Origin of the sequence: Chlamydia gallinacea 08-1274/3, assembly GCF_000471025.2 — a bacterium.
Lineage (GTDB): Bacteria > Chlamydiota > Chlamydiia > Chlamydiales > Chlamydiaceae > Chlamydia > Chlamydia gallinacea.
In genome coordinates, this window is record NZ_CP015840.1 from 904,625 (window position 1) to 925,854 (window position 21,230).

Consider the following 21,230-nt stretch of genomic DNA (forward strand, 5'->3'; position numbering starts at 1 on the left):
CCTTAAAGCTGTTGTGGGTGATAGATAATTTCATAACATTGTAAGATATCACCTACCTGGCCTTGCTGGTACCCTTCTAATAAAATACCGCACTCAAATCCTTTTTTCACTTCTTTAGCATCGTCTTTTGTACGTTTCAAAGAAGATAAATGTCCTTTCCATAGAACTTCATTATTACGAACAACACGGATTCTTTGGTTCCTTGTCATTGTGCCTTCAATAACTAAGCAACCGTAAATTATACCTAGCTGCGATGACTTGAATAGTTTTTTAATTTCGGCTGCACCAAGATTTCTTTCTTCTGCAATAGGATCAAGTAGAGCGGTCATCATTTCCTTAACAGCGTCTACAGCGTGATAGATTATATTAAATAATTGTACTTTAACTCCGAGATTTTTAATCAAAACATCCGCATGGCTTTCTATTCTGGTATGGAAACCAATAATCGTGGCTTTAGAAGCTGCAGCTAAACGGATATCAGATTCCGAAATTTCCCCAACACTGCCCGAAAGAACTTCTACACTAACTTTATCAGATACTATTTTGGAAATAGAATTGACTAGAGCTTCAATTGAGCCTTGAACATCTGCTTTAATAATTAATTTCAACACTTTTTTATTTTGTAACATGGTGTCAAAATTCGGACGTTTTGTTTGTAGAGCAAACTTCTTCTGACCAGCAAGTCTAGCATTAATAATTTCTTTTGCTGTTTTTTCATTTTTAACAACTACAAAGGGATCTCCTGCTTTGGGAATGCCTGACAATCCAGTAATTAACGCAGGGGAAGAAGGAGTAGCTGCATGCATAAGTTGGTTATGTTCGTTATGCATGGTTTTTACTTTGCCGTAGCAATTATTAAAGACAAGTGCTTCACCAAGATGTAATGTTCCGTTTTGTACTAAAATAGTTGCAACAGCCCCTAAGCTTTTATGTAGTTCTGATTCAATAACAATTCCCCGAGCTCTTGCTGATAGATTTGCTTTAAGTTCTAAAACTTCTGCTTGTAGTGCAAGCATTTCTAAAAGCTCTGATAATCCTTCTCCTGTTTTTGCTGAAGTGTTAATTGTAGCAATGGTTCCTCCCCAAGCTTCAGGAAGCAGATCAATTTCTGATAGCTGCCTATAGATGGTTTCTGCATTAAAATTCGGTTTATCACATTTGTTAATAGCTACTACAATAGTAATGTCTGCATCGCGTGCATGTTTCACAGCTTCTAGAGTTTGCTCTTTAATTCCTTCATCTCCAGCAACTACTAGGACAACAATATCACATACCTCTGCTCCTCGAGCTCTCATTGCAGAAAAAGCTTCGTGACCGGGGGTATCTAAAATTGTAATATTTCCTACGGGGGTAGAACAACAGAAAGCTCCCATATGTTGAGTGATAGCTCCTGCTTCTGTCTGAGCCACATTACTTTTTCTTAATGCATCGATTAATGTCGTTTTCCCGTGGTCTACATGACCCATAAAAGCAACAATTGGAGGACGAATAGTTAATTTACTTGAGTCTGTTTCTTGTATTTCTTCTTTAACAGTGTTACTTTCAATATAAAGTTTATCTTGCTCTGATGAGTCAATATCAATAGTACAACCAAATTCTAAACCAATAAACTGTACAGTAGTTTCATTATCTAGAATATCATTTACTACATAACTCATACCGTGGATGAACATCTTCTGAATTAATTCAGAAGCTTTCAATTTCATTTCGGCTGCAAGATCCTTAATAGTGATAGGAAGAGGGACTTTAATGTGTGTAGGACGTTGTATTGTGTGCTCGTCGTAATGTTTCTTAGTTTTTTGCACACGTTTTTTTCGCCATTTTTCTTCCTCATTACTATCGTTCAACCCATAGCGATCTCGTCCTGTAAATGCTTTAGGGGCATCGTCTTTTTTAGAACGATCGCGAAAATCAGTCCCCGCCTTTTTCCCTGGATCTTTGCGATATAAAGATTGGGAAGAACGATGATTTGCTGCATGAGGCTTATTTTCTTCTGGGGAGTCTAGAGATATTGGTGCTCGAGGTGTCTGGGAGCCTGTACGTTCTTTTGATATAGCCCTGTCTTCTGTTTTAGGAGATGACTTAAAAGTTTTAGCTAATAGGTGGTTAATATGCTTTCCTGTAGGCCCAAAATTGGATTTAATAGAAGCAATACTTTTAAGTTGTTTAACTTCTTTTTTTTCTAGTGTTGATTCTGGATCAGAGGAAACCATTTCTTGTGGAGAGGAACTTTCTGTTTCTTCCGATATATCTGGGAGAGCTTCTTTAAGTTGTTCTTCCTGAATTCTTTCTTCAGGCGAAGGACTATTCTCTTCCGTAGTAGCGTGAAGGGGAGTAGAACTAGTTTCTACTACAACAGGGGTAGAAGGAATTTCCTGGCCTTCAGATGCAAATGAAGAGCGATTTTTAGCTCGTATTCTACGTGGTGCAGCTTCTATAGGAAAAGATTCAGTCGCTATAGATCCATTAGCATCTACCGTACTTTTTTTCTTTGTTAACTTCTCAGATGCCTTTGTTAAAGGTTTATCTAAAGAGTTCTTAGTTTCTGAAGATCCTGCTTGAGCTAGTTTTTTCTTTAATTTATCTAAGCCAGCAGCTTTCGTTAATTGAGAATTTTTAATCTTCAATTTTAGGTTTTTCGTCAATTTTTCCTTCTCCATATTTGCTGACTTGCTCAAGAATCTTATAAGCAAGTTCTAAACTAATTCCAGGAACAGCAGCGAGATCATTAGCACTAGCTAACAATAACTTTCTAACTGTGTCGTATCCTGCGTATACAAGATTTTGAATAACCAATTTACTAATGCCTTCTATTTCTAGGGGCTCATCTAATAAAGGATTGTCAAATTCTGCTAACTGTAGACGTTGAATTTCTAATAACTTGTTGTATTCACTCATACGTTGAACTTCAAGTTCATAACCTAAGATTTGACTAATTAGTCGAGCATTAATTCCTCGCTTACCAATCACTGTGGCATAATCAGAATCGTGGACAACTATTGCAATAACCTTATCGTCTTCTAAAATAGCAATCTTTTGAATTTCTATAGGACAAAGTAAATTTTGGAGTAATTCTGTGGGTACTGGGGAATAGTTTACAATATCTATTTTTTCATCATTCAATTCACGAATAATATTTTTTATTCGCGCACCTCGCATACCGACAAAAGCTCCTACAGGATCTGTTTTAGGGTCAGATGAACGAACTGCTAATTTAGTTCTGTAGCCCGCCTCTCGAGCAATTTTAACAATTTCAACAGAACCCTCTTCTAATTCTGGGACCTCTTGCATAAACAGTTGTTTAACAAATTCCGGGTGACTACGGCTAAGAATTACTTCTGCTCCACCGTTATCAGATTCTTGTACTTCGTATAGTAGAGCATAAATTTTATCCCCAACTTTGTGCTTTTCTGTTTTAGGATAAAACCGAGCAGGTAAAAGACCTTCAACTTTGCCTAAGTCTATAATTAAGTTAGAACCTTTACTAAATCGCTTAACAATACCAGAAAGGATTTCATTTACTCGATATCGATATTCTTCGTAGATAACATCTCTTTCTGCATGACGTAATTTTTGTCCTATGATTTGTCTTGCAGCATAAGCAGCAATTCTTCCAAAATTCTCTGAAACGAAAGGAACATCCATATACTGTCCAATTTGACAGTCAGGATCATATTCCCTAGCCTTGTCTAAAGGAATTTCTTTGCTAGGGTTATGGCATATCTCTACAATTTCTTTTTCACAGAAAACTTCAATGTCTCCAGTGCGAGAATTAATATTTACCGATATATTAGCGTCATCCCTTAATGTTTTTTTTGCTGCAATTTTTAAAGCAGATTCAATCGCACTAATAATAACAGGGCGTTGAATTCCTTTTTCTTTTTCCATGTAGTCAAAAATAGCTACAAGATCTTTATTCATTATACTCCTCTTATAAATAGGGGAACTGACAGAATGTCACGCGAAGCTAGTTTCATTTCCACAAATAAAACTAGCTTACAAATAAGTAATATTATTTCTCTTTTTCCTTGTTATCTACACAAGCTAGGCTGTCGTTATTTAAATCTAAACTATCATCAACAGCATCATCACGATGTTCATCGGCTAGATATTCTTTAACAGAGAGAGAAACTTTTTTATGGTCAGGGTCTAGCTTAATTACTTTAGCTGACACAGTATCACCAATGGAAAGGATATCTTCGATTTTTGCGAATGGTTTTTCAGAAAGTTCTGATACATGAATGAGCCCTTCTATGCCGTTTTGCAGTTCAACAAAGGCTCCAAATGCTGTAATTTTAGTAACTACTCCAGAGATTACACTGCCTGTTGGGAACATAGCTTCAATTTCATTCCATGGATTTGAGCTCAACTGCTTTACACCTAAAGTGATTTTTTTACTTTCCTTATCCACAGAAAGAATAACAGCTTCAACAGTGTTACCTTTTTTGAATAATTCAGATGGATGAGAGACTTTTTTAATCCAACTCATATCAGAAATATGAATTAAGCCTTCAATACCAGGTTCTAGTTCAACAAAGGCACCATAATTAGTGAGATTTTTAATTTCTGCGTGTACGTGATGACCAATAGGATACTTTTCTTCAATATTGTCCCAAGGATTATGCTCAGTCTGTTTTAACCCTAGAGAGATTTTTCCTTCTTCTTTTTGAATAGAAAGAACAATAGCTTCGACTTCATCACCTTTATTCACAACTTCGCTGGGATCAACCACATTTTTTACCCAAGACATTTCTGAAACGTGAATCAATCCCTCAATCCCTTCTTCAATTTCAATGAAAGCTCCGTAGGGAAGAAGTTTAACAATTTTACCAACAACACGTTTGCCCGGAGGATATTTTTTCTCAATGTCTTCCCATGGATTGTGTTCTTTTTGCTTTAGACCTAAAGCAACGCGCCCTTTTTCTTTATCAACACTGAGAATAATTACTTCTAGCTCTTGATTCATTTCTACCATTTCTGAAGGGTGACGTATACGCTTCCAGGTCATATCAGTAATGTGAAGAAGACCATCAATGCCATCAAGATCTAAGAAGACTCCAAAATCTGTAATATTTTTAACAATACCTTTACGATATTCTCCGATAGTGATCTGTTCAATCAGTTCGGCTTTTTTAGAAATACGTTCTGCTTCAAGCAATTCTCTTCTTGAAACAACGACATTTCTTCTATCAACATTAATTTTTAGAATCTTAAATTCACAAACTTTACCAACATAATCGTCTAAGTTTTTAATTTTCTTATTGTCGATTTGGGACCCGGGTAAAAATGCTTCCATTCCAATATCAACAATAAGTCCGCCCTTGACTTTGCGTATAATTTGCCCCTTAACAATCGATCCTTCCTCACAGTGGGCTAAAATATATTCCCACTGCCGTTGACGAGTGGCTTTTTCTCTAGATAAAACAACTTTGCCTTCTTCATCCTCTGTTTGGTCTAAATAAACTTCAACCTCAGCACCAATAGCTAATTCTTCAGAAGAGTCGGCAAACTCTGACATTGGAATAGCACCCTCAGATTTCAGTCCAACATCAACGACTACGAAGTCTTTATTAATATCAACTATAGTACCTTTTAGGATAGCGCCAGGCTGTACTTCACTAGCAGGTTCCTCATCGCTCGAAGTAATTCCGTGAGTTGAGTAGAGAAGATTTTTAAACTCAACCATGTCTTCTGAGAGGCAGTCTATATTATCAAGAATTTTTTTGGATCCCCAGGTGTATTCGGCTTGTTTTGGCATTTAATGTTGTTCTCCTAAAAACTACAAAGTCAAAAAAGATAGTGTAAATATAAACCTTAAAAAAGGCAAGATCTCCCTTGCTTGAGTATTTTTATCTAATTTGTTGCTTAAAAATTTTTTATTTGTTTTAGATTTTGTTTTGAAAATGTTCGAATGAGTAAGAATAGATGGGGCATTCTAGGGTAATTATTATTGGGTCCGGTCCTGCCGGCTATACTGCAGCGATTTATGTTTCAAGAGCACTTTTACAGCCAATTTTATTTGAGGGATTTTTTTCAGGAATTGCTGGCGGGCAATTAATGTCAACTACTGATGTAGAAAATTTTCCTGGGTTCCCAGAAGGAATTTTGGGGCAGCAACTAATGGAAAACATGAAAAGGCAGGCTGAAAGATTCGGGACAAAGATTCTTTCAAAGGATGTAACTGCGGTCGATTTTAATAAACGTCCTTTTGTTATCATGTCAAATTCTGAGGAATATACTTGTGATGCCTGTATTATAGCTACGGGAGCGTCTGCGAAACGTCTGGACATTCCTGGAGCTGGAGATGATGAGTTTTGGCAAAAAGGAGTTACGGCCTGTGCTGTTTGTGACGGAGCATCTCCTATTTTTAAAAATAAGGATTTATATGTTATTGGAGGAGGGGATTCGGCTTTAGAAGAAGCCATATTTTTGACTCGTTATGGAAAGCGGGTTTTCGTTGTGCATAGAAGGGATGCTTTGAGAGCATCAAAAGTCATGATTAAGAAGGCAGAAGGGAGTAACAAAATTACTTTCCTATGGAATAGCGAATTAGTCAAAATCTCAGGAGATAGTGTTGTTCGCTCTGTAGATATTTTAAATAATGTTTCTAAAGATATTATTACCAGGGAAGCAGGGGGAGTATTTTTTGCTATTGGCCACAAACCAAACACAAATTTTTTACAAGGGCAACTTTCTCTAGATAGCCATGGGTATATCGTTACCGAACACGGTACATGTAAAACTTCGGTGCCCGGAGTTTTTGCTGCAGGAGATGTTAAAGATAAATACTATAGGCAAGCCATCACAGCTGCGGGTAGTGGATGCATGGCTGCATTAGAAGCTGAAAGGTTTTTAAATTAGTATAATGGCGACAGCAGTTGCATACTCGCGGCTATGGCTCATTGATAGAGAAATTTGAGAAACTTTGAATTTTTCGTAAACTTTTGGGGATAAAAGTACTTCAGGTTGTTGTCTCATTGATTTATATATTTCTATATCTTTCCAACCAACTACTTTACCTATTCCTGTTCCTAAAGCTTTAGCAACTGCTTCTTTTCCAGCAAATCTTGCTGCAAAGGAAGGGTAAGGATGAGCAAGTTTCAAACAGTACTTTTGCTCTTCTTTAGTAAAAATTTTATTTAGTATCCTTTGGCCATGAGTTTTTATTGCTTTTTGGATGCGAACAATTTCAATAATATCTGTTCCTATATGAGTGGTCTGCATAATAGTTCATGATCTGGTTGATAGGATTTTTGGAAATTTTGAAAAATAGGTTATAACGGCTTTTATCAGGGCATAACCAATGGATAGGCGAATAAAAAATAAAATCACCGGATAATTTATAAATTTTCGAATAAATAAGCTTATTGAGACCATAGCAATAAGAATAAGAGTTCGCTTAGAAAGAAAAGTTCTTTTGATATAGTTTTTTTTGGATATAGCGTTAGTAGTTAATTGATAGGCCAATTCGCTTTGATAAGATACGGATCTTGATAAAATATAACGATACTTTAAGGATGCACAAATCCAAGCTCCCATGGCCAGTAAGAAAAGAAATCTAAAAGAAAAAGCAGATTCGTATACGATAAGAGAGGCTTTCAAAAGCAATTTCACTCCTGCAAACAACCAAAGAAGTCCAGGGAGATAAATGAGCGGGTTATACCGATTAGTAATCATCTAGTTGAATTTGTGCGTCTTTTTATTTGTAAAAAAGCTATTGTATGTAAATTATGATTTTTTTTCTATTTGGACTAGAATAATGCATGTTGTTTTATCAGTGATATATTGGAATTGTTCAAAGTTCTTATGGCATTCAGAGACATATTCCCTTCGTATTTCTTGGTATGGTTTGTGTTTTTCTCTAGGGATATTACTTTCTTCTATTTCCGCTATTTATTTAGCATTATCTTGTTTCCCTGAAAAAGATCGATTTCTTTTCTCCAAAGAGCAATTGAAAGATGCTTTAGAGAATTTTGCTCTTTATTCTCTTTTATTTATTATTCCGGGATCACGTATTGCTTATATTTTGTTTTATGGAGGTTGGTTTTATCTTCAAAATCCCCTAGAGATGTTTAAAATTTGGAATGGAGGCTTAGCAAGCCACGGAGGTATAGTTGGATTGCTTCTTTGGGCGATGATTTTTTCAAAGAAATATAAGAAAAAGATTCCTATTTTAACTTTTTTATTTATTTGTGATTTAATTGCTTCAGTTTTTGGTATAGCAGCTTTTCTGATTCGCATTGGAAATTTTATGAATCAAGAAATTGTAGGGACACCTACGGATTTGCCCTGGGGGGTGATTTTTTCTTCTCCTTCTCAAGGTATGGCTGGTATTCCTTTACATCCTGTGCAGCTTTATGAAGGATTAAGTTATTTATTGCTTTCTTCGTGTTTGTTTTTTTTAAGTTACAAGCGTTATTTTTCTTTAGGATCTGGACGGGTAACATCCTTAGCTTTAATTGGTGTTTCTATTATCCGCTTTTTTGCTGAGTTTTTTAAAAGTCATCAGGGGGTGGTTGTGAGTGCGGATTGTTTATTCACAATGGGGCAACTATTGTCTTTCCCTATGTTTATGTTGGGTTTATCTTTAGGGGTTTCTTGTTTTATTAGAAGTAAAAAAAATATCTCTTCAATTACTGAAAAGTAGAATCCAGTTCATGGGTATTAATAATCTCTATGGGAGATAAATAGATATTATGATACTTTAGCTTTTTGGTTTAATTTTTAGAGTTGACTTCAATGAATAAACGTTCGCTACTATTTGTTACTTTAGTTAGCATGGCTTTTCTAGGGTGCCAGATCTTTTTTGGTTATAAGGATTTTCATAATTATAAGGCTTTATCTAAAGAACAAAGGGCAATTTCAAATGAAGTCCTTTCTATTGCACAGGCGGTAGGCTTAAGTATTGCTCCTTGGTCAGTGTCTCCTGAAGAAGAATTGCAAAAAAACCGTCATGCAGTGCGCATTGGGAATTATCTACTTCTTTTGCATCGAGGGCCTACAGAGCATTCAGTATACGCCTCTGAGGTGCACTGGAATTTCCTTGGTGAAACTACTGTTTTTGATGATCTTCGTGTTGTTTTGTATAACGACTCTACTGCTAAAATATCGACCAATGTTAGCAGAGTATTTCTACCCGTAACTAATGAAAGTTTGCCTGTTTTAGTAGTTGAGTTTCGTAATAATCAGGAGCCAGTAGTTTTTATTGGGCAATATTCTCAAGATCAAGGCAAAATTTATAATAAGAACTGTCCCGTTTACGGGACTTCGCTAGTCTTTTGGCGATCTGGGAATGAATACCTTCCTTTAGGTGTTTATGATTCTCGAACTGAAAAATTAGAGCCCTTAGACTTACCTATAACTCGGGCGGCTATTTTTACCGAATCTCGTGGTATCAATACATTGACAACAGAGCAATATTTTGTGTTGTCTAATGATTATATGCAGTTAGTGATTTCTAGTGATAGTGGATCTATTGAAGGAATTAATCTTCCTTTTTCTTCCAAAAGTAGTCAAAGCATAGTTAATGAAATTGGTTTTGATCGTGATTTAGTTGCTCAGGCTCCTAAGGAATCTTCTTTTCCTGGTTTTCCAGCTATAGGAGCTAATAATCAGGAAATTGTGAATAGTATTGGAGGATATTATCCATTATTACGTAGAGGCGAGCTTTCTGACCCTAAAAAGAGAACTCCTTTTCATTATCATGCTTTAAACCTTGTCTCAGGAAGAGAGCTGACAACTGCTTTGACTTCTGGATATCGTGTAGTTCATTTTGATTCTACAGTTTTAGAACTAGAAAGTTTAGATAGTCTGGTCAAAAAAAGATATAAGTTATCAAATAATCAACCTTATACATTTGAAGTGGAATTTTCTCTAGATCGTTCTATTGAAGATGTATGGATAACTTCGGGTGTCCCTGAAGTAGAGATTATGTCTAATGCTTTCACTCCCGCAATTAAATACCGGGTTATTAGAAAAAATAAGGGACAATTGGATAAGGTCAAGCTACCTAAGCCTAAAAATCCTTTGACAATACAGAATGGGGTATACCCTCAGTGGATTATTAATTCTAATGGGTATTTTGGAATTATTTTGTCGCCGTTGACTGACATTCCTGCTGGATATGCTTCCGCATATATTCCGGGAAATATTGTTCCTACTCGTTTGTCTCTACTTTCTCCAAAAAATCAAACTTATCCTAGTTCTAAGTATCCAGGGTATGAAGCATTACTTCCTTTGCCTAAAGAAGTACGATCATGTCGTTTCTTAGTGTATGCAGGTCCTCTTGCGGAACCTACTCTAAGTGCTTTAGATCAGGCATATACAAATGCTCAAGGAGATAGCCCCAACTATTTAGAGTGCATCACTTTCCGTGGTTTATTTGCTTTTATTACAGAGCCATTTGCGGCACTACTCTTCATTATTATGAAGTTTTTTAAAATAATTACTGGTTCATGGGGAATTTCTATTATTTTACTTACCGTGTTTTTAAAATTATTACTATATCCTTTAAATGCTTGGTCAATACGTTCTATGAGACGTATGCAAAAACTTTCTCCATACATTCAAGAGATTCAACAGAAATATAAGAAAGAGCCAAAACGAGCTCAGATGGAAATCATGTCTTTGTATAAGACGAATAGAGTGAATCCTATTACTGGGTGTTTGCCCTTATTGATTCAGTTGCCTTTTCTTATAGCTATGTTTGATTTACTCAAATCATCATTTTTACTTCGTGGGGCTACTTTTATTCCTGGATGGATCGATAATTTGACAGCTCCTGACGTATTATTCTCTTGGACAACACCCGTGTGGTTTTTTGGAAATGAGTTTCATCTTCTTCCTATATTATTAGGAGTTGTCATGTTTGCTCAGCAAAAAATCTCTGCTAATAAGAAAGGGCCTTTGACAGACCAACAACGCCAGCAAGCAGCTATGGGAACTATGATGGCCATTCTATTTACTCTAATGTTTTATAATTTCCCTTCGGGATTAAATATTTATTGGCTTTCTTCTATGTTGCTTGGGATAGTTCAACAGTGGGCTACCAATAAAATTTTAGATAGTAAACATATTAAAAATGAAGTCTCTCTTAATAAGAGAAAATAAAGGTGATAATTAAAAACAAAGATTTTTTCTTTAATATAAGATATATAAAAACTATTTGGATGAGATAGTTTTATGCGAGCTTGGGAAGACTTTCTTTTGCTACAAGAAAAAGAAATGGGTGTGGGTACTGTAGACAAATGGTTAAGGTCATTAAAGGTCTTATGCTTTGACGCGTGTAATCTTTATCTTGAGGCTAAGGATTCTTTTCAAGTAACTTGGTTTGAAGAGCATATACGCCCTAAGATCAAAACGCATCTAGTGAATAATAATGGTAAACTCATCCGAGTTCACGTTACGTCCTTAGATAAAACAGCTTCTTTGTACGGGGAAAAGCAGATTCCGTATGAAAAGGCGTCATGTTTTGCTATGCAATATGGCGATATTGATCCTAATATGTCATTTTCGAATTTTCTGGTTACTGCTGAAAACGATTTACCCTTCCGTATTTTTCAAGAGTTTATTAAATTTTCCGGAGACGCAGCAAGTTCCCCTTTCAATCCTATATATTTATTTGGCCCCGAAGGAGCGGGGAAGACACATTTGATGCAGTCTGCAGTTGGAGCTCTTAAAGAGTCGGGAGGGAAAATTCTCTATGTTGCTTCAAATTTGTTTACAGAGCATTTGGTATCAGCAATACGTTCTGGAGAAATGCAGCGCTTTCGTTCCTTTTATCGTAATGTAGACGCCTTATTTATAGAAGATATTGAAGTTTTTTCTGGGAAGGCAGCTACACAAGAGGAATTTTTTCATACGTTTAATTCATTACACACGGACGGCAAGCTTATTGTGATTTCCTCTTCGTGTGCCCCAGGGGACTTGAAGTCTGTAGAGGAACGATTAATTAGCCGGTTTGAGTGGGGAGTAGTTGTTCCTATCCATCCTCTTGCTAGGGAGGGATTATATAGCTTCTTAAGGAGACAGTCTGAGCAATTGAATCTTCGAATAGAAGATTCGGCTTTAGATTTTTTAATTCGCGCATTATCGTCCAATGTAAAAACATTGTTACACGCAATAAACTTGCTATCCAAGCGTGTTGCTTATAAGAAGATTACTCAGCAATTGCTTTATGAAACAGATGTCCAATCACTTTTACATGATGTTTTAGAGGCTGCTGAAAGTATTCGATTAACTCCTCTAGGGGTTGTTCGTGCTGTGGCTCAATATTATGGAGTGTCTCCAGAAAGTATTTTGGGGAGATCTCAGTCACGAGAGTATGTTTTGCCTAGACAGGTTGCCATGTATTTATGCCGACAGAGGTTGTCTTTATCATATGTACGTATAGGCAATATCTTCTCTAGAGATCATTCAACAGTCATTGCTTCCATACGCACAGTTGCTCAAAAAGTAGAAGGAGGAGACCGTGATATCAGTATTGCTACTAAAGACCTTATGAAGATTTTTACTTCGACATATACAAGCTTGGAGTTCTTCTCAGAAGAAGAACTTCCTTGTTAAGCCTTAATAACCATACTTTATTTTTGATTTGTAATGAAAGCTTTATAAGCAGTCCATGCTAAACATATCATAATACTTAAAATCATAAGAGTTTGGAGAACTACTGCTATAATTACGGGGGCTAGCACACAACCGGCCCCTAACACTAATGCTAACGAGACACTGTGGATTAAACAAGACAGTGACAAAAAGATTCCCATAACTAGAAGAGAATTAGCTCTCTTTCTTTCTAAAGCCTGAGTAGCACTGGGCTGAGCACGAGAAACTTTGCGACTAGTGCTACTAGATGATTTATCTATATCTTGCAGAGTAAAAACATTTTTATTGGGGCGGCCGGAAAAAAATCCGAACGGGTGAGGAGCAACCATAATACCCTCTAACTAAAAACAGGAAACATATTTTATATGATCAATATATTTCTTATCAATTTTATCTCTTAGGAATTCTACGTCCATTTTCTATTTATTCTCTTGTATTTTTATGGTTCACCTAAAGTCTTAGTGAGTTTCACAGTTATTTGTTAAGTTCTTTATTTTTTTATAATTTTTTCTTATTAGCTTGGAAAGATCCTTATCTTTTTAATATTTGTATCCGGATGAATTTATATGAGTTTCAATAAGAATTTAGTAAACCTAGAGACCATGCGTCAGGCTATTTTAAATCGTCTATATTTTGGTGTTGTTCAGTCTCCAGAATCTGCCTCTGCACGGGACATATTCTTTGCTGTTACTCAGACGGTAATGGAGTGGTTAGCTCGAGGATGGTTAAAAACGCAGAATGCTTATTATGAGAAGGACGTGAAGCGGGTTTACTATATTTCGATGGAATTTCTTCTTGGAAGGCTCTTAAAAAGTCAACTTTTGAATTTGGGCATACTTGATCTTGTTAGAGAAGCAGTAGCCAGTTTGAATTATGATTTTGATAGTTTAGTAGAAATGGAAGCTGATGCTGGTTTAGGTAATGGGGGATTAGGGCGTCTTGCTGCCTGCTATCTTGATTCCATGGCAACATTAGGTATACCAGCTTATGGCTATGGTATTCGTTATGATTATGGAATTTTTGACCAGAAAATTATCAATGGTTATCAGGTAGAATCTCCAGATGAATGGTTGCGTTATGGAAATCCTTGGGAAATCTGTCGTGGAGAATACCTTTATCCTGTGCATTTTTATGGTAGAGTGCTTCATTACACTGATGCTAGAGGTAAAGAAATTGCTGAGCTAGTAGATACACAAGAAGTCCTTGCCATGGCCTATGATGTGCCCGTACCGGGCTATGGAACTGATACAGTAAATACTTTACGTTTGTGGCAAGCCCAGTCACCCCATGGATTTCAATTTAATTATTTTAATCATGGTGATTATATTCGAGCCATAGAAGATATTGCTCTGGTAGAAAATATTTCTCGAGTTCTATATCCCAATGACTCTATTTTTGAGGGGCAAGAATTACGTTTGAAACAGGAGTATTTCCTAGTTTCAGCAACTATCCAAGATATTCTCCGTAGGTATACCAAAATTCATATTTCTTTAGATCGTTTAGCTGATAAGGTAGCAGTACAGCTAAATGATACTCATCCTGCATTAGGAATAGCAGAAATGATGCATATCCTTATTGATAGAGAGGAGATGCCTTGGGACAAGGCTTGGGATATGACAACTAAGATATTTAATTATACAAATCACACTATATTACCAGAAGCTTTAGAGCGTTGGTCTATAGATTTGTTTGCTAGACTATTGCCTAGGCATTTAGAAATTATTTATGAAATTAATTCTCGTTGGCTGGACAAGGTTTCTCAACGGTTTCCAGGAGATAATGATAAGAGGCGTGTATTATCGATTATCGAAGAGGGATGTAATAAACATATCAATATGGCAAATCTTGCTGTTGTAGGCTCCGCAAAAGTTAATGGCGTATCCGACTTCCATTCTCATTTGATTAAAACTACCGTATTTAAGGATTTCGTAGAATTTTTCCCTGATAAATTCGTGAATGTTACTAATGGAATCACTCCTAGACGCTGGTTAGCATTGTGTAATCCTAGATTAAATTCCTTATTAGATCAGACTATAGGCACTAAGCATCTCATAGATCTTTCAGAAATCCATAAAATTCTTCCTTTTGCTGATGATGCAGGATTTTGTGAACAATGGAAGAAGATTAAGCGACAAAATAAAGAAGATTTTGCTTCACAATTGAAAAAACATTTGGAAGTAAAAATCGATCCCTTATCGATGTTCGATTTTCATGTAAAACGCATTCATGAATATAAGCGACAGTTGATGAACATTCTGCGTGTTATCTATCTTTATATTGATATTAAAGAAAACTCTTCTCGACTTGATGCACCTACAACTGTGATTTTTTCAGGTAAAGCAGCTCCTGGATATGCTTTTGCTAAGTTAATTATTAAATTAATTAATAGCGTTGCTGAATGCATTAATCAAGATCCTAAAGTTAATGAGCAATTGAAAGTTCTATTTTTACCTAACTATCGTGTGACTATAGCTGAGATGATCATGCCTGCAGCAGATATTTCTGAGCAGATTTCTACAGCAGGCATGGAAGCATCTGGAACAGGAAATATGAAATTTGCTCTAAATGGAGCTTTGACAATAGGAACCATGGACGGAGCCAATATAGAAATGCTGAAGTATATTGGTAAGGAGAATATGTTCATTTTCGGTTTGCTCGAAGAAGAAATAGCAAAAATGCGCAGAGAATACTATCCTCAAAGTATTTGTGATCGGAATCCTAAAATAGCCCGTGTATTGCAACTCTTAGATCAAGGATTTTTTAATACTTCGGATGCTTCTCTCTTTAAACCCATTGTGCATAGATTGTTGCATGAAGGAGATCCATTTTTCGTACTTGCTGATTTAGAGTCCTATATTCTATCGCATGAGAGAATTGCTTCACTATATACTCAGCAAGATGCTTGGGTAAAAAAATCAATTTATAATGTAGGAGGAATGGGATTCTTTTCTAGTGATAGAGCGATTGCTCAGTATGCTAAGGAGATTTGGAATATACCACGATCGAACTAACTTAAAAGTCCCCCTAGGGAAGGCTTTGCTTGTACTAATTTAATAAAAGCACAGAAGGGGATTCAAGAATCTTTTGTATGCGTTTTATAAATTGCGCAGCAGGGTATCCATCAACTACACGATGATCCACAGATAGCGTTAACGTGCATGTAGAGCCTACAGTAATTTCTCCATCAATCACAATAGCTTCTTCGGCAATACTACCAACTGCAAGAATGGCAGCTTGGGGAGGATGAATAATTGCTGTAAATTCGGTAATTCCTGTCATTCCTAAGTTAGAAATACAGAAAGATCCTCCCTTATATTCTTCCTCTTTTAAAGATTGAGATCTTGCTTTAGCAGCTAAACTTTTAATTTCTGCAGAAATCATACCGATATTTTTACGATCTGCACAACGGACAATGGGCGTGATAATACCGTCAGGAATAGCAACGGCTATAGAAATATCAATGGTTTCAAATCGCACAAGCTTATTATCAATACTGTTGAATCCTGAGTTAATATTAGGAAATTCCTTTAGAGCCAGAGCACAAGCACGAACAATACAATCATTAATAGAAAGTTTAATTCCTTGAGATTGTAATTCTTTTAGTAGAGCTAGTAGGGGAGTAGCATAGACTTTCTGGCGAACATAAAAATGAGGGATAAAGGTTTTTGCAGCTTGGAGTCTTTCTGCAATTACCTCACGAATAGGAGAAAGGTGTTCCTCGTGATAGCTCCCTGGACACACATCAGGAGCTTCAGGATAACCAAACCCTGCAATACCTTTAAGAGGAGCGTTTTCTAGATCTTTTTTTACTATACGCCCTCCAGGGCCGCTTCCTTGAATTCCAGAAACATCAAGGTTTTTTTCTTTAGCTATACGTTTAGCAAGTGGAGAGATGGGGGATTTGCTACTATCTTGTTTTAATGCTAGTGGTGCAGAAAGGGGAGGTTCAGGTTTAAATCCAACGACAGTCATTTTAGGGGCTGAGGCTTGAGTATCTGTAGATAAAATGGGAGAAGGAGTTCCTGCATCTTCAGTTATGGAAGACGTAGAAGATGGAATTTTAGGAAGGAGTTCTTCTAAGTTATAGTACTCATCTTTTTCTGAAGATATTATTGCTATGGGGGTACCAATAGTCATTTTTTCTCCAGGTTGAGTTAAAATTTCTCTGAACCACCCTTCTTCAGATGCTGTATGCTCTAGGACTGCTTTATCTGTAGATATTTCTACGAGAACATCACCAAACTCTATTTTATCTCCACTTTGTTTATGCCATTTTACGATTGTTCCTACTTCCATGGTTGGAGAAAGTTTAGGCATTTTTAATAAAGAAATCACAAATTACCTCATGATCTTTTTGATGGTATCTATAATGCGGTTAATATTCGGAAGAGTTGCCTGCTCTAAAACTTTACTATAAGGCATGGGAGTTTCTTTTTGGCATACCCTTAATGGAGGGTGGTCCAAATAATCGAAAACGTGTTCTGTGATCTCTGTAATTATTTCTGCAGAAATTCCTGCGAAATAATGGCCTTCTTCTACGACTATACAATTTCCTGTTTTTTTCACTGAGGCAAGGATTCCAGAAGTGTCTAAAGGCTTGATTGTACGTAGATCAAGAATCTCTATGGATAGCCCGTAGCGTTGTTTAGCTAATTGTACGGCTTGTTTAGTAACAGTTACCATGCGGCCGTAAGTAATTATGGTTAAGTCGGTACCTTCTTCAATGATGCGAGATTTTCCAATAGGCACTAAATATTCTTCTACTGGGACTTCTCCTTTTAAGTTATATTCCAATTCATTCTCTAAAAAAAGAACAGGATTATTATTTCGAATTGCAGATTTTAATAATCCTTTGGCGTCATAAGGATTGGATGGAGAAATAATGATTAATCCGGGGATATTTGCATATAAAGCTTCAACACAATGCGAGTGTTGGCAAGAGACTTGTGCTGCCGCGCCATTAGGTCCCCGAAATACAATAGGAACCGAAAATCGATTTCCAGTCATATAGTGCATTTTTGCTGCATGGGAAATGATTTGGTCTGCAGCGACTAGCGAAAAATTCCAACTCATAAATTCAATAATTGGACGTAGGCCGGTTAATGCTGCTCCAATACCAATACCAGCAAATGCTGCTTCACTAATCGGGGTATCTAAAACTCTAGCAGCAGACCATTTATCTAAAAGGCCTTTTGTTACTTTATAAGCACCGTTATATTCTGCAACTTCTTCCCCTAGTATACATACATTAGGATCTCTCGCCATTTCTTCGTCAATAGCTTCCCTAAGTGCTTCACGAATTTCTAATGTAACATACTTAGGCATAAACACCTTCTTCGAGTGTCGCAATATCTGGATCTGGGTCTGTCTTCGCTTTTGCGAAAGCTTGTAAAACTTCTTCTTTACATTCTTGACGCATGGTTAAGAAATCTTCTTCTGATAAAATTCCTAATTGAATAAACCAATTTTTAGCAAAAAGAATAGGGTCTTTTTTGAATATATGTTGCATTTCTTCTTTACTTCTGTAGAGGTTCGGATCAGAAATAGAGTGTCCACGAAATCGTGCGCATAAGCATTCTACAATAGTAGGAAGACGGGTTTGTTGCATATAATTATACGCCTCTTTAAATCCCAAAAGGCAATTGAAAAGATCAAATCCCTGTAAAGTAAATGATCTGATTCCATAAGAAGATCCCTGAGATTCTCCTATAGGCTGTTTAGCAATAGCTCGCTTTAAACATGTGCCCATACCCCAGCCATTATTTTCTATAATTAGCATGAGAGGAAGTTGATGCAAGGCAACGAAATTTAATGTTTCGTGAAATACTCCTTGTGCAACGGCACCATCTCCAATAAACCCTAGGGAAATCTTGTCTTCTCCTCGGTATTTGATAGAGAATGCAGCTCCTGCTGCAAGAGGAATTTGTCCTCCAACAATACCAAATCCTCCAGGGAAATTTGGCCCACACATATGCATAGACCCTCCTCTGCCTAGAGCACAGCCAGTAACTTTTCCTAAGAGTTCTGCTGCAAGAGATTGTAGTGGAATATTGAGTAATATTGCTAAACCATGGCAACGATAGGATGAGAAGAACCATTGATGGATGCCTGTATTTGCTATAGTTGCTGTGGCAACGGCCTCTTGGCCTGCATAAGAGTGATAAAATCCTCCGACAAGCCCTTCTAAATAAGCTTCTTCTCCTCGTGCCTCAAATTCGCGAATTAGTAGCATTTGCTTAAGCATAGCTAAGCATTGAGGAACGCCATAGGTTTCAACAGCTGTTTTTACAATAGATATGTCAGTGGTTTGTGAGACAATATTATAGTGATTATAAGAATCGGGCATATCTTACATATAGTCTAAGTTTACTCTGCATTATAAATTCATAGATTTGAAAAGACAAGATCAAAAAAGTAATTAATTTTTTTAGAAAAATCTTTAATATTTACTGACTTGTACGCCTATTTGAATCGAAGGATAGATACATGGACATTAGGAGGCGAGGTAATCAGCATTGTTTTTATATTGAAAAAACAGATAGCTTGATGAGAAATTCCTATAGTCAGGATCCCAATAATTTCAAAAAAGGTGCTGAGCTTAAAAAGTTTTTGGATATTAAAAAGCAAATTATTACTTCAGCACGAGAATTTCAACATGAAAAACAAGTTATTGGGCATTGTCCAAACAAGATACAATGGCTTCCTTATAAAAACGAAGATCTGGAGGAGGCTAAAGAACTATTCACTACGCTAAAGTCTATGGATAGTAGATTAGCACAGTTATTTTTCTATGCCCCCAATTGTAGGATGGATTCTTGTTCCTTTATAGAAGTCATTAGGGAATATGAAAAGTCATTTGCTTTAGGTGGTATTTTATTACTGTACGGTTCTTTAGAACAACAAAGTAAATATATCCAAGATTTCAATCAATTAAACGCACTTCCTTTGTTAACGGGGTCCTCTGTATCTCATAGTTTATTCTGTTATTTATCTTACCGAGATTTATCTTTAATAGACTGCACGGATTTTTATGATTTAGGAAGAGAATTAGGAAAATTAGTAAGAACTTATGGGGTTTTTATTTCTTTGATTCTTCAAGAAAATATCAGTATAGATTTATTAAATTATTCTAATCTAGTCCAAGGATTACAAAGTTCAGGAAATATTCAGGGAAAGCTGTGTCAGTTTGATGTTACATCTACCATAATCACCACACCTAGTCCAATTGCTTTACGTTATAGTTTAGCTAATACAATTCGTAGTCTAGCGATCAACGTAGATTTCTCAAGTTTAAAGTTTATAGGATGTTCTATTTTTACAAGGCCTGAAACTACAGTGAAATTTTTAAATTATGGAGTAGAATGTTTTATATTTTCTAATCTTAAAGAACTTAAAATGGGTATAAAAACTTTAACATCACTGATTTCTTCTGGGAAAATTAGCCCGACTATTGTTAATAAAAACATAGTTAAAATTTTAATGCTGAAAAGACGCTTAAAAAAATACATACTTAATTATTAGAGCTTTCTGCTAAAGTTTGTTCTTCTATACTAGCTGGGGCCAATTGTTGCATCTTTTTTTCTAGACTACCTAAGCGCTCTTCTAATTTAGGCAAGTTACGTATTTTAGCAATTTGACGATGGATTTCTTGATAAGGACGTGCGGGAGCCCCACCGTAAATTCCAGGAGAATTAATAGATTTAGTTACCCCTGTTTGTGCCATCATAATGACATGATCCGTGATTGAAATATGTCCTGTGATTCCGGTTTGACCGCCTGCAATCACATGGTTACCTATTTTTGTAGAACCTGCAATTCCTACTTGAGCAACGATAACACAGTGTTTTCCAATGTTCACATGATGAGCGATTTGCACTTGGTTATCAATTTTTGTTCCTTCACCGATAATAGTACTTTTAAAGCGTCCACGATCAATCGTTGTGTTGGCTCCAATTTCTACATCATTTTCAATAATTATCTGACCTAGGTGTTTTAAATGTTTATGACGGCCAAAAGCATCGGTAATATACCCAAAACCACACGAACCTATTACTGCCCCTGGATGAACAATTACGCGTTTCCCTAAGACAGAGCGTTCCTGAATAGTTACTTTGGGATGAATAACACATCCCTCTCCTAAAATGGATCCTGCACCAATAATGCTTCCTGCACCAATAGAGGAATTGTCTTCTATACATACTTGTTGGCAAATCACTGCATAGGGTTCAATACATACATTCTTTCCGATGCGTGCTGAGGGGTGAATAATTGCTGTAGAGTGGATTCCTGTAAATCCTGAGTCAATAGATGAAATAAATAACTCAACACATTTTTGAAAAGTGACAGAAGGAAGTTCTGAAGCTATTAAGAAATTTTTATTTAGATGACTATACTTTTGAGCCTGAGCTTTTGATAGAATTATAGCACCAGCTCGTGTAGTCTTTATAAAACGAACATATTTTTCATTGTCCAAAAAGGTAACATGATGAGGTTGAGCCTCATTAATATCTTCTACACCGGAAATAAGAGTTTCTGTATTTCCTTGGACTTCAACTTGCAATAAATCTGCTAACTGTTGAAGCTTATAAACAAGCTCTTTAGACATAGAAAAATCCGTTAAATTTGCG

16 protein-coding genes are annotated in these 21,230 nt (G+C 36.3%); 6 read left to right on the forward strand and 10 right to left on the reverse strand.

Annotated features, from left to right (window positions below; translation table 11 throughout):
- Nucleotides 1-2 precede the first annotated feature (2 nt).
- The 3 genes from infB to rpsA all read right to left on the reverse strand — a co-directional run bounded on the left by infB (nt 3) and on the right by rpsA (nt 5,758).
- On the reverse strand, nt 3-2,660 hold the full coding sequence (infB, locus tag M787_RS04085) for a translation initiation factor IF-2 (RefSeq protein ID WP_021828307.1): 2,658 nt from the start codon (nt 2,658-2,660) through the stop codon (nt 3-5).
- Nucleotides 2,617-3,921 (reverse strand): transcription termination factor NusA, encoded by a 1,305-nt coding sequence (nusA, locus tag M787_RS04090; protein WP_021828308.1) that lies wholly within the window; start codon nt 3,919-3,921, stop codon nt 2,617-2,619. Before nusA ends, infB begins: the two co-directional genes overlap by 44 nt.
- 91 nt (nt 3,922-4,012) lie before the next feature.
- Complete coding sequence (rpsA, locus tag M787_RS04095; protein WP_021828309.1) at nt 4,013-5,758, reverse strand: 30S ribosomal protein S1; 1,746 nt, start codon at nt 5,756-5,758, stop codon at nt 4,013-4,015.
- A 167-nt stretch (nt 5,759-5,925) separates the two neighbouring features.
- Here rpsA and trxB point away from each other — a divergent pair, with 167 nt between their 5' ends.
- Complete coding sequence (gene trxB, locus M787_RS04100; protein WP_021828310.1) at nt 5,926-6,861, forward strand: thioredoxin-disulfide reductase; 936 nt, start codon at nt 5,926-5,928, stop codon at nt 6,859-6,861.
- On the opposite strand, the gene acpS is transcribed toward trxB, so the two are convergent.
- Nucleotides 6,853-7,224: a holo-ACP synthase gene (gene acpS, locus M787_RS04105; protein WP_021828311.1), complete on the reverse strand. Its 372-nt coding sequence runs from the start codon at nt 7,222-7,224 to the stop codon at nt 6,853-6,855. The two genes, trxB and acpS, sit on opposite strands and share 9 nt — an antisense overlap.
- A 6-nt stretch (nt 7,225-7,230) precedes the next feature.
- Nucleotides 7,231-7,677: a hypothetical protein gene (locus M787_RS04940; RefSeq protein WP_021828312.1), complete on the reverse strand. Its 447-nt coding sequence runs from the start codon at nt 7,675-7,677 to the stop codon at nt 7,231-7,233.
- Between the two features lie 82 nt (nt 7,678-7,759).
- Between M787_RS04940 and M787_RS04115 the strand changes: the two genes are divergently transcribed.
- The 3 genes from M787_RS04115 to dnaA all read left to right on the forward strand — a co-directional run bounded on the left by M787_RS04115 (nt 7,760) and on the right by dnaA (nt 12,564).
- Nucleotides 7,760-8,647 carry a prolipoprotein diacylglyceryl transferase gene (locus M787_RS04115; RefSeq protein ID WP_021828313.1) on the forward strand — a complete coding sequence of 296 codons (888 nt, stop codon included), beginning with the start codon at nt 7,760-7,762 and terminating at the stop codon, nt 8,645-8,647.
- A gap of 92 nt (nt 8,648-8,739) precedes the next feature.
- Complete coding sequence (gene yidC, locus M787_RS04120) at nt 8,740-11,109, forward strand: membrane protein insertase YidC (RefSeq protein ID WP_021828314.1); 2,370 nt, start codon at nt 8,740-8,742, stop codon at nt 11,107-11,109.
- 72 nt (nt 11,110-11,181) lie between these two features.
- Nucleotides 11,182-12,564, forward strand: a complete 1,383-nt coding sequence (gene dnaA, locus M787_RS04125) for a chromosomal replication initiator protein DnaA (RefSeq protein ID WP_021828315.1) — start codon at nt 11,182-11,184, stop codon at nt 12,562-12,564.
- A 17-nt stretch (nt 12,565-12,581) separates the two neighbouring features.
- On the opposite strand, the gene M787_RS04130 is transcribed toward dnaA, so the two are convergent.
- The gene (locus M787_RS04130) at nt 12,582-12,932 is read right to left on the reverse strand and encodes a hypothetical protein (RefSeq protein ID WP_021828316.1); all 351 of its coding nucleotides are present in this window, start codon (nt 12,930-12,932) and stop codon (nt 12,582-12,584) included.
- Between the two features lie 237 nt (nt 12,933-13,169).
- Here M787_RS04130 and M787_RS04135 point away from each other — a divergent pair, with 237 nt between their 5' ends.
- On the forward strand, nt 13,170-15,614 hold the full coding sequence (locus M787_RS04135) for a glycogen/starch/alpha-glucan phosphorylase (RefSeq protein WP_021828317.1): 2,445 nt from the start codon (nt 13,170-13,172) through the stop codon (nt 15,612-15,614).
- A 34-nt stretch (nt 15,615-15,648) separates the two neighbouring features.
- Here the strand turns inward: M787_RS04135 and M787_RS04140 are convergent, their stop codons facing one another.
- From M787_RS04140 to M787_RS04150, 3 genes are read right to left on the reverse strand one after another with little or no spacing between them, the layout of a single operon-like run.
- Nucleotides 15,649-16,938, reverse strand: coding sequence for a pyruvate dehydrogenase complex dihydrolipoamide acetyltransferase (locus M787_RS04140; RefSeq protein WP_021828318.1), 1,290 nt, complete (start codon nt 16,936-16,938; stop codon nt 15,649-15,651).
- 3 nt (nt 16,939-16,941) lie between these two features.
- Entirely contained in the window at nt 16,942-17,928 is a 987-nt protein-coding gene (locus M787_RS04145) for an alpha-ketoacid dehydrogenase subunit beta (protein WP_021828319.1), read from the reverse strand.
- Nucleotides 17,921-18,949, reverse strand: a complete 1,029-nt coding sequence (locus tag M787_RS04150) for a thiamine pyrophosphate-dependent enzyme (RefSeq protein WP_021828320.1) — start codon at nt 18,947-18,949, stop codon at nt 17,921-17,923. The genes M787_RS04145 and M787_RS04150 overlap by 8 nt, the downstream gene beginning before the upstream one ends.
- A gap of 140 nt (nt 18,950-19,089) precedes the next feature.
- Between M787_RS04150 and M787_RS04155 the strand changes: the two genes are divergently transcribed.
- Nucleotides 19,090-20,124 (forward strand): hypothetical protein, encoded by a 1,035-nt coding sequence (locus tag M787_RS04155; RefSeq protein ID WP_021828321.1) that lies wholly within the window; start codon nt 19,090-19,092, stop codon nt 20,122-20,124.
- Here M787_RS04155 and lpxD read toward each other — a convergent pair.
- Nucleotides 20,114-21,208 carry a UDP-3-O-(3-hydroxymyristoyl)glucosamine N-acyltransferase gene (gene lpxD, locus M787_RS04160; protein ID WP_021828322.1) on the reverse strand — a complete coding sequence of 365 codons (1,095 nt, stop codon included), beginning with the start codon at nt 21,206-21,208 and terminating at the stop codon, nt 20,114-20,116. The two genes, M787_RS04155 and lpxD, sit on opposite strands and share 11 nt — an antisense overlap.
- Nucleotides 21,209-21,230 lie beyond the last annotated feature (22 nt).

Coding starts and splice junctions, on each gene's coding strand:
- M787_RS04135 (WP_021828317.1), top strand. CDS start 13,170: ATGAGTTTCAATAAGAATTTAGTAAACCTAGAGACCATGCGTCAGGCT.
- M787_RS04155 (WP_021828321.1), top strand. CDS start 19,090: ATGGACATTAGGAGGCGAGGTAATCAGCATTGTTTTTATATTGAAAAA.
- yidC (WP_021828314.1), top strand. CDS start 8,740: ATGAATAAACGTTCGCTACTATTTGTTACTTTAGTTAGCATGGCTTTT.
- acpS (WP_021828311.1), bottom strand. CDS start 7,224: ATGCAGACCACTCATATAGGAACAGATATTATTGAAATTGTTCGCATC.
- rpsA (WP_021828309.1), bottom strand. CDS start 5,758: ATGCCAAAACAAGCCGAATACACCTGGGGATCCAAAAAAATTCTTGAT.
- M787_RS04940 (WP_021828312.1), bottom strand. CDS start 7,677: ATGATTACTAATCGGTATAACCCGCTCATTTATCTCCCTGGACTTCTT.
- M787_RS04115 (WP_021828313.1), top strand. CDS start 7,760: ATGCATGTTGTTTTATCAGTGATATATTGGAATTGTTCAAAGTTCTTA.
- M787_RS04130 (WP_021828316.1), bottom strand. CDS start 12,932: ATGGTTGCTCCTCACCCGTTCGGATTTTTTTCCGGCCGCCCCAATAAA.
- M787_RS04150 (WP_021828320.1), bottom strand. CDS start 18,949: ATGCCCGATTCTTATAATCACTATAATATTGTCTCACAAACCACTGAC.
- infB (WP_021828307.1), bottom strand. CDS start 2,660: ATGGAGAAGGAAAAATTGACGAAAAACCTAAAATTGAAGATTAAAAAT.
- lpxD (WP_021828322.1), bottom strand. CDS start 21,208: ATGTCTAAAGAGCTTGTTTATAAGCTTCAACAGTTAGCAGATTTATTG.
- dnaA (WP_021828315.1), top strand. CDS start 11,182: ATGCGAGCTTGGGAAGACTTTCTTTTGCTACAAGAAAAAGAAATGGGT.
- trxB (WP_021828310.1), top strand. CDS start 5,926: ATGGGGCATTCTAGGGTAATTATTATTGGGTCCGGTCCTGCCGGCTAT.
- M787_RS04145 (WP_021828319.1), bottom strand. CDS start 17,928: ATGCCTAAGTATGTTACATTAGAAATTCGTGAAGCACTTAGGGAAGCT.
- nusA (WP_021828308.1), bottom strand. CDS start 3,921: ATGAATAAAGATCTTGTAGCTATTTTTGACTACATGGAAAAAGAAAAA.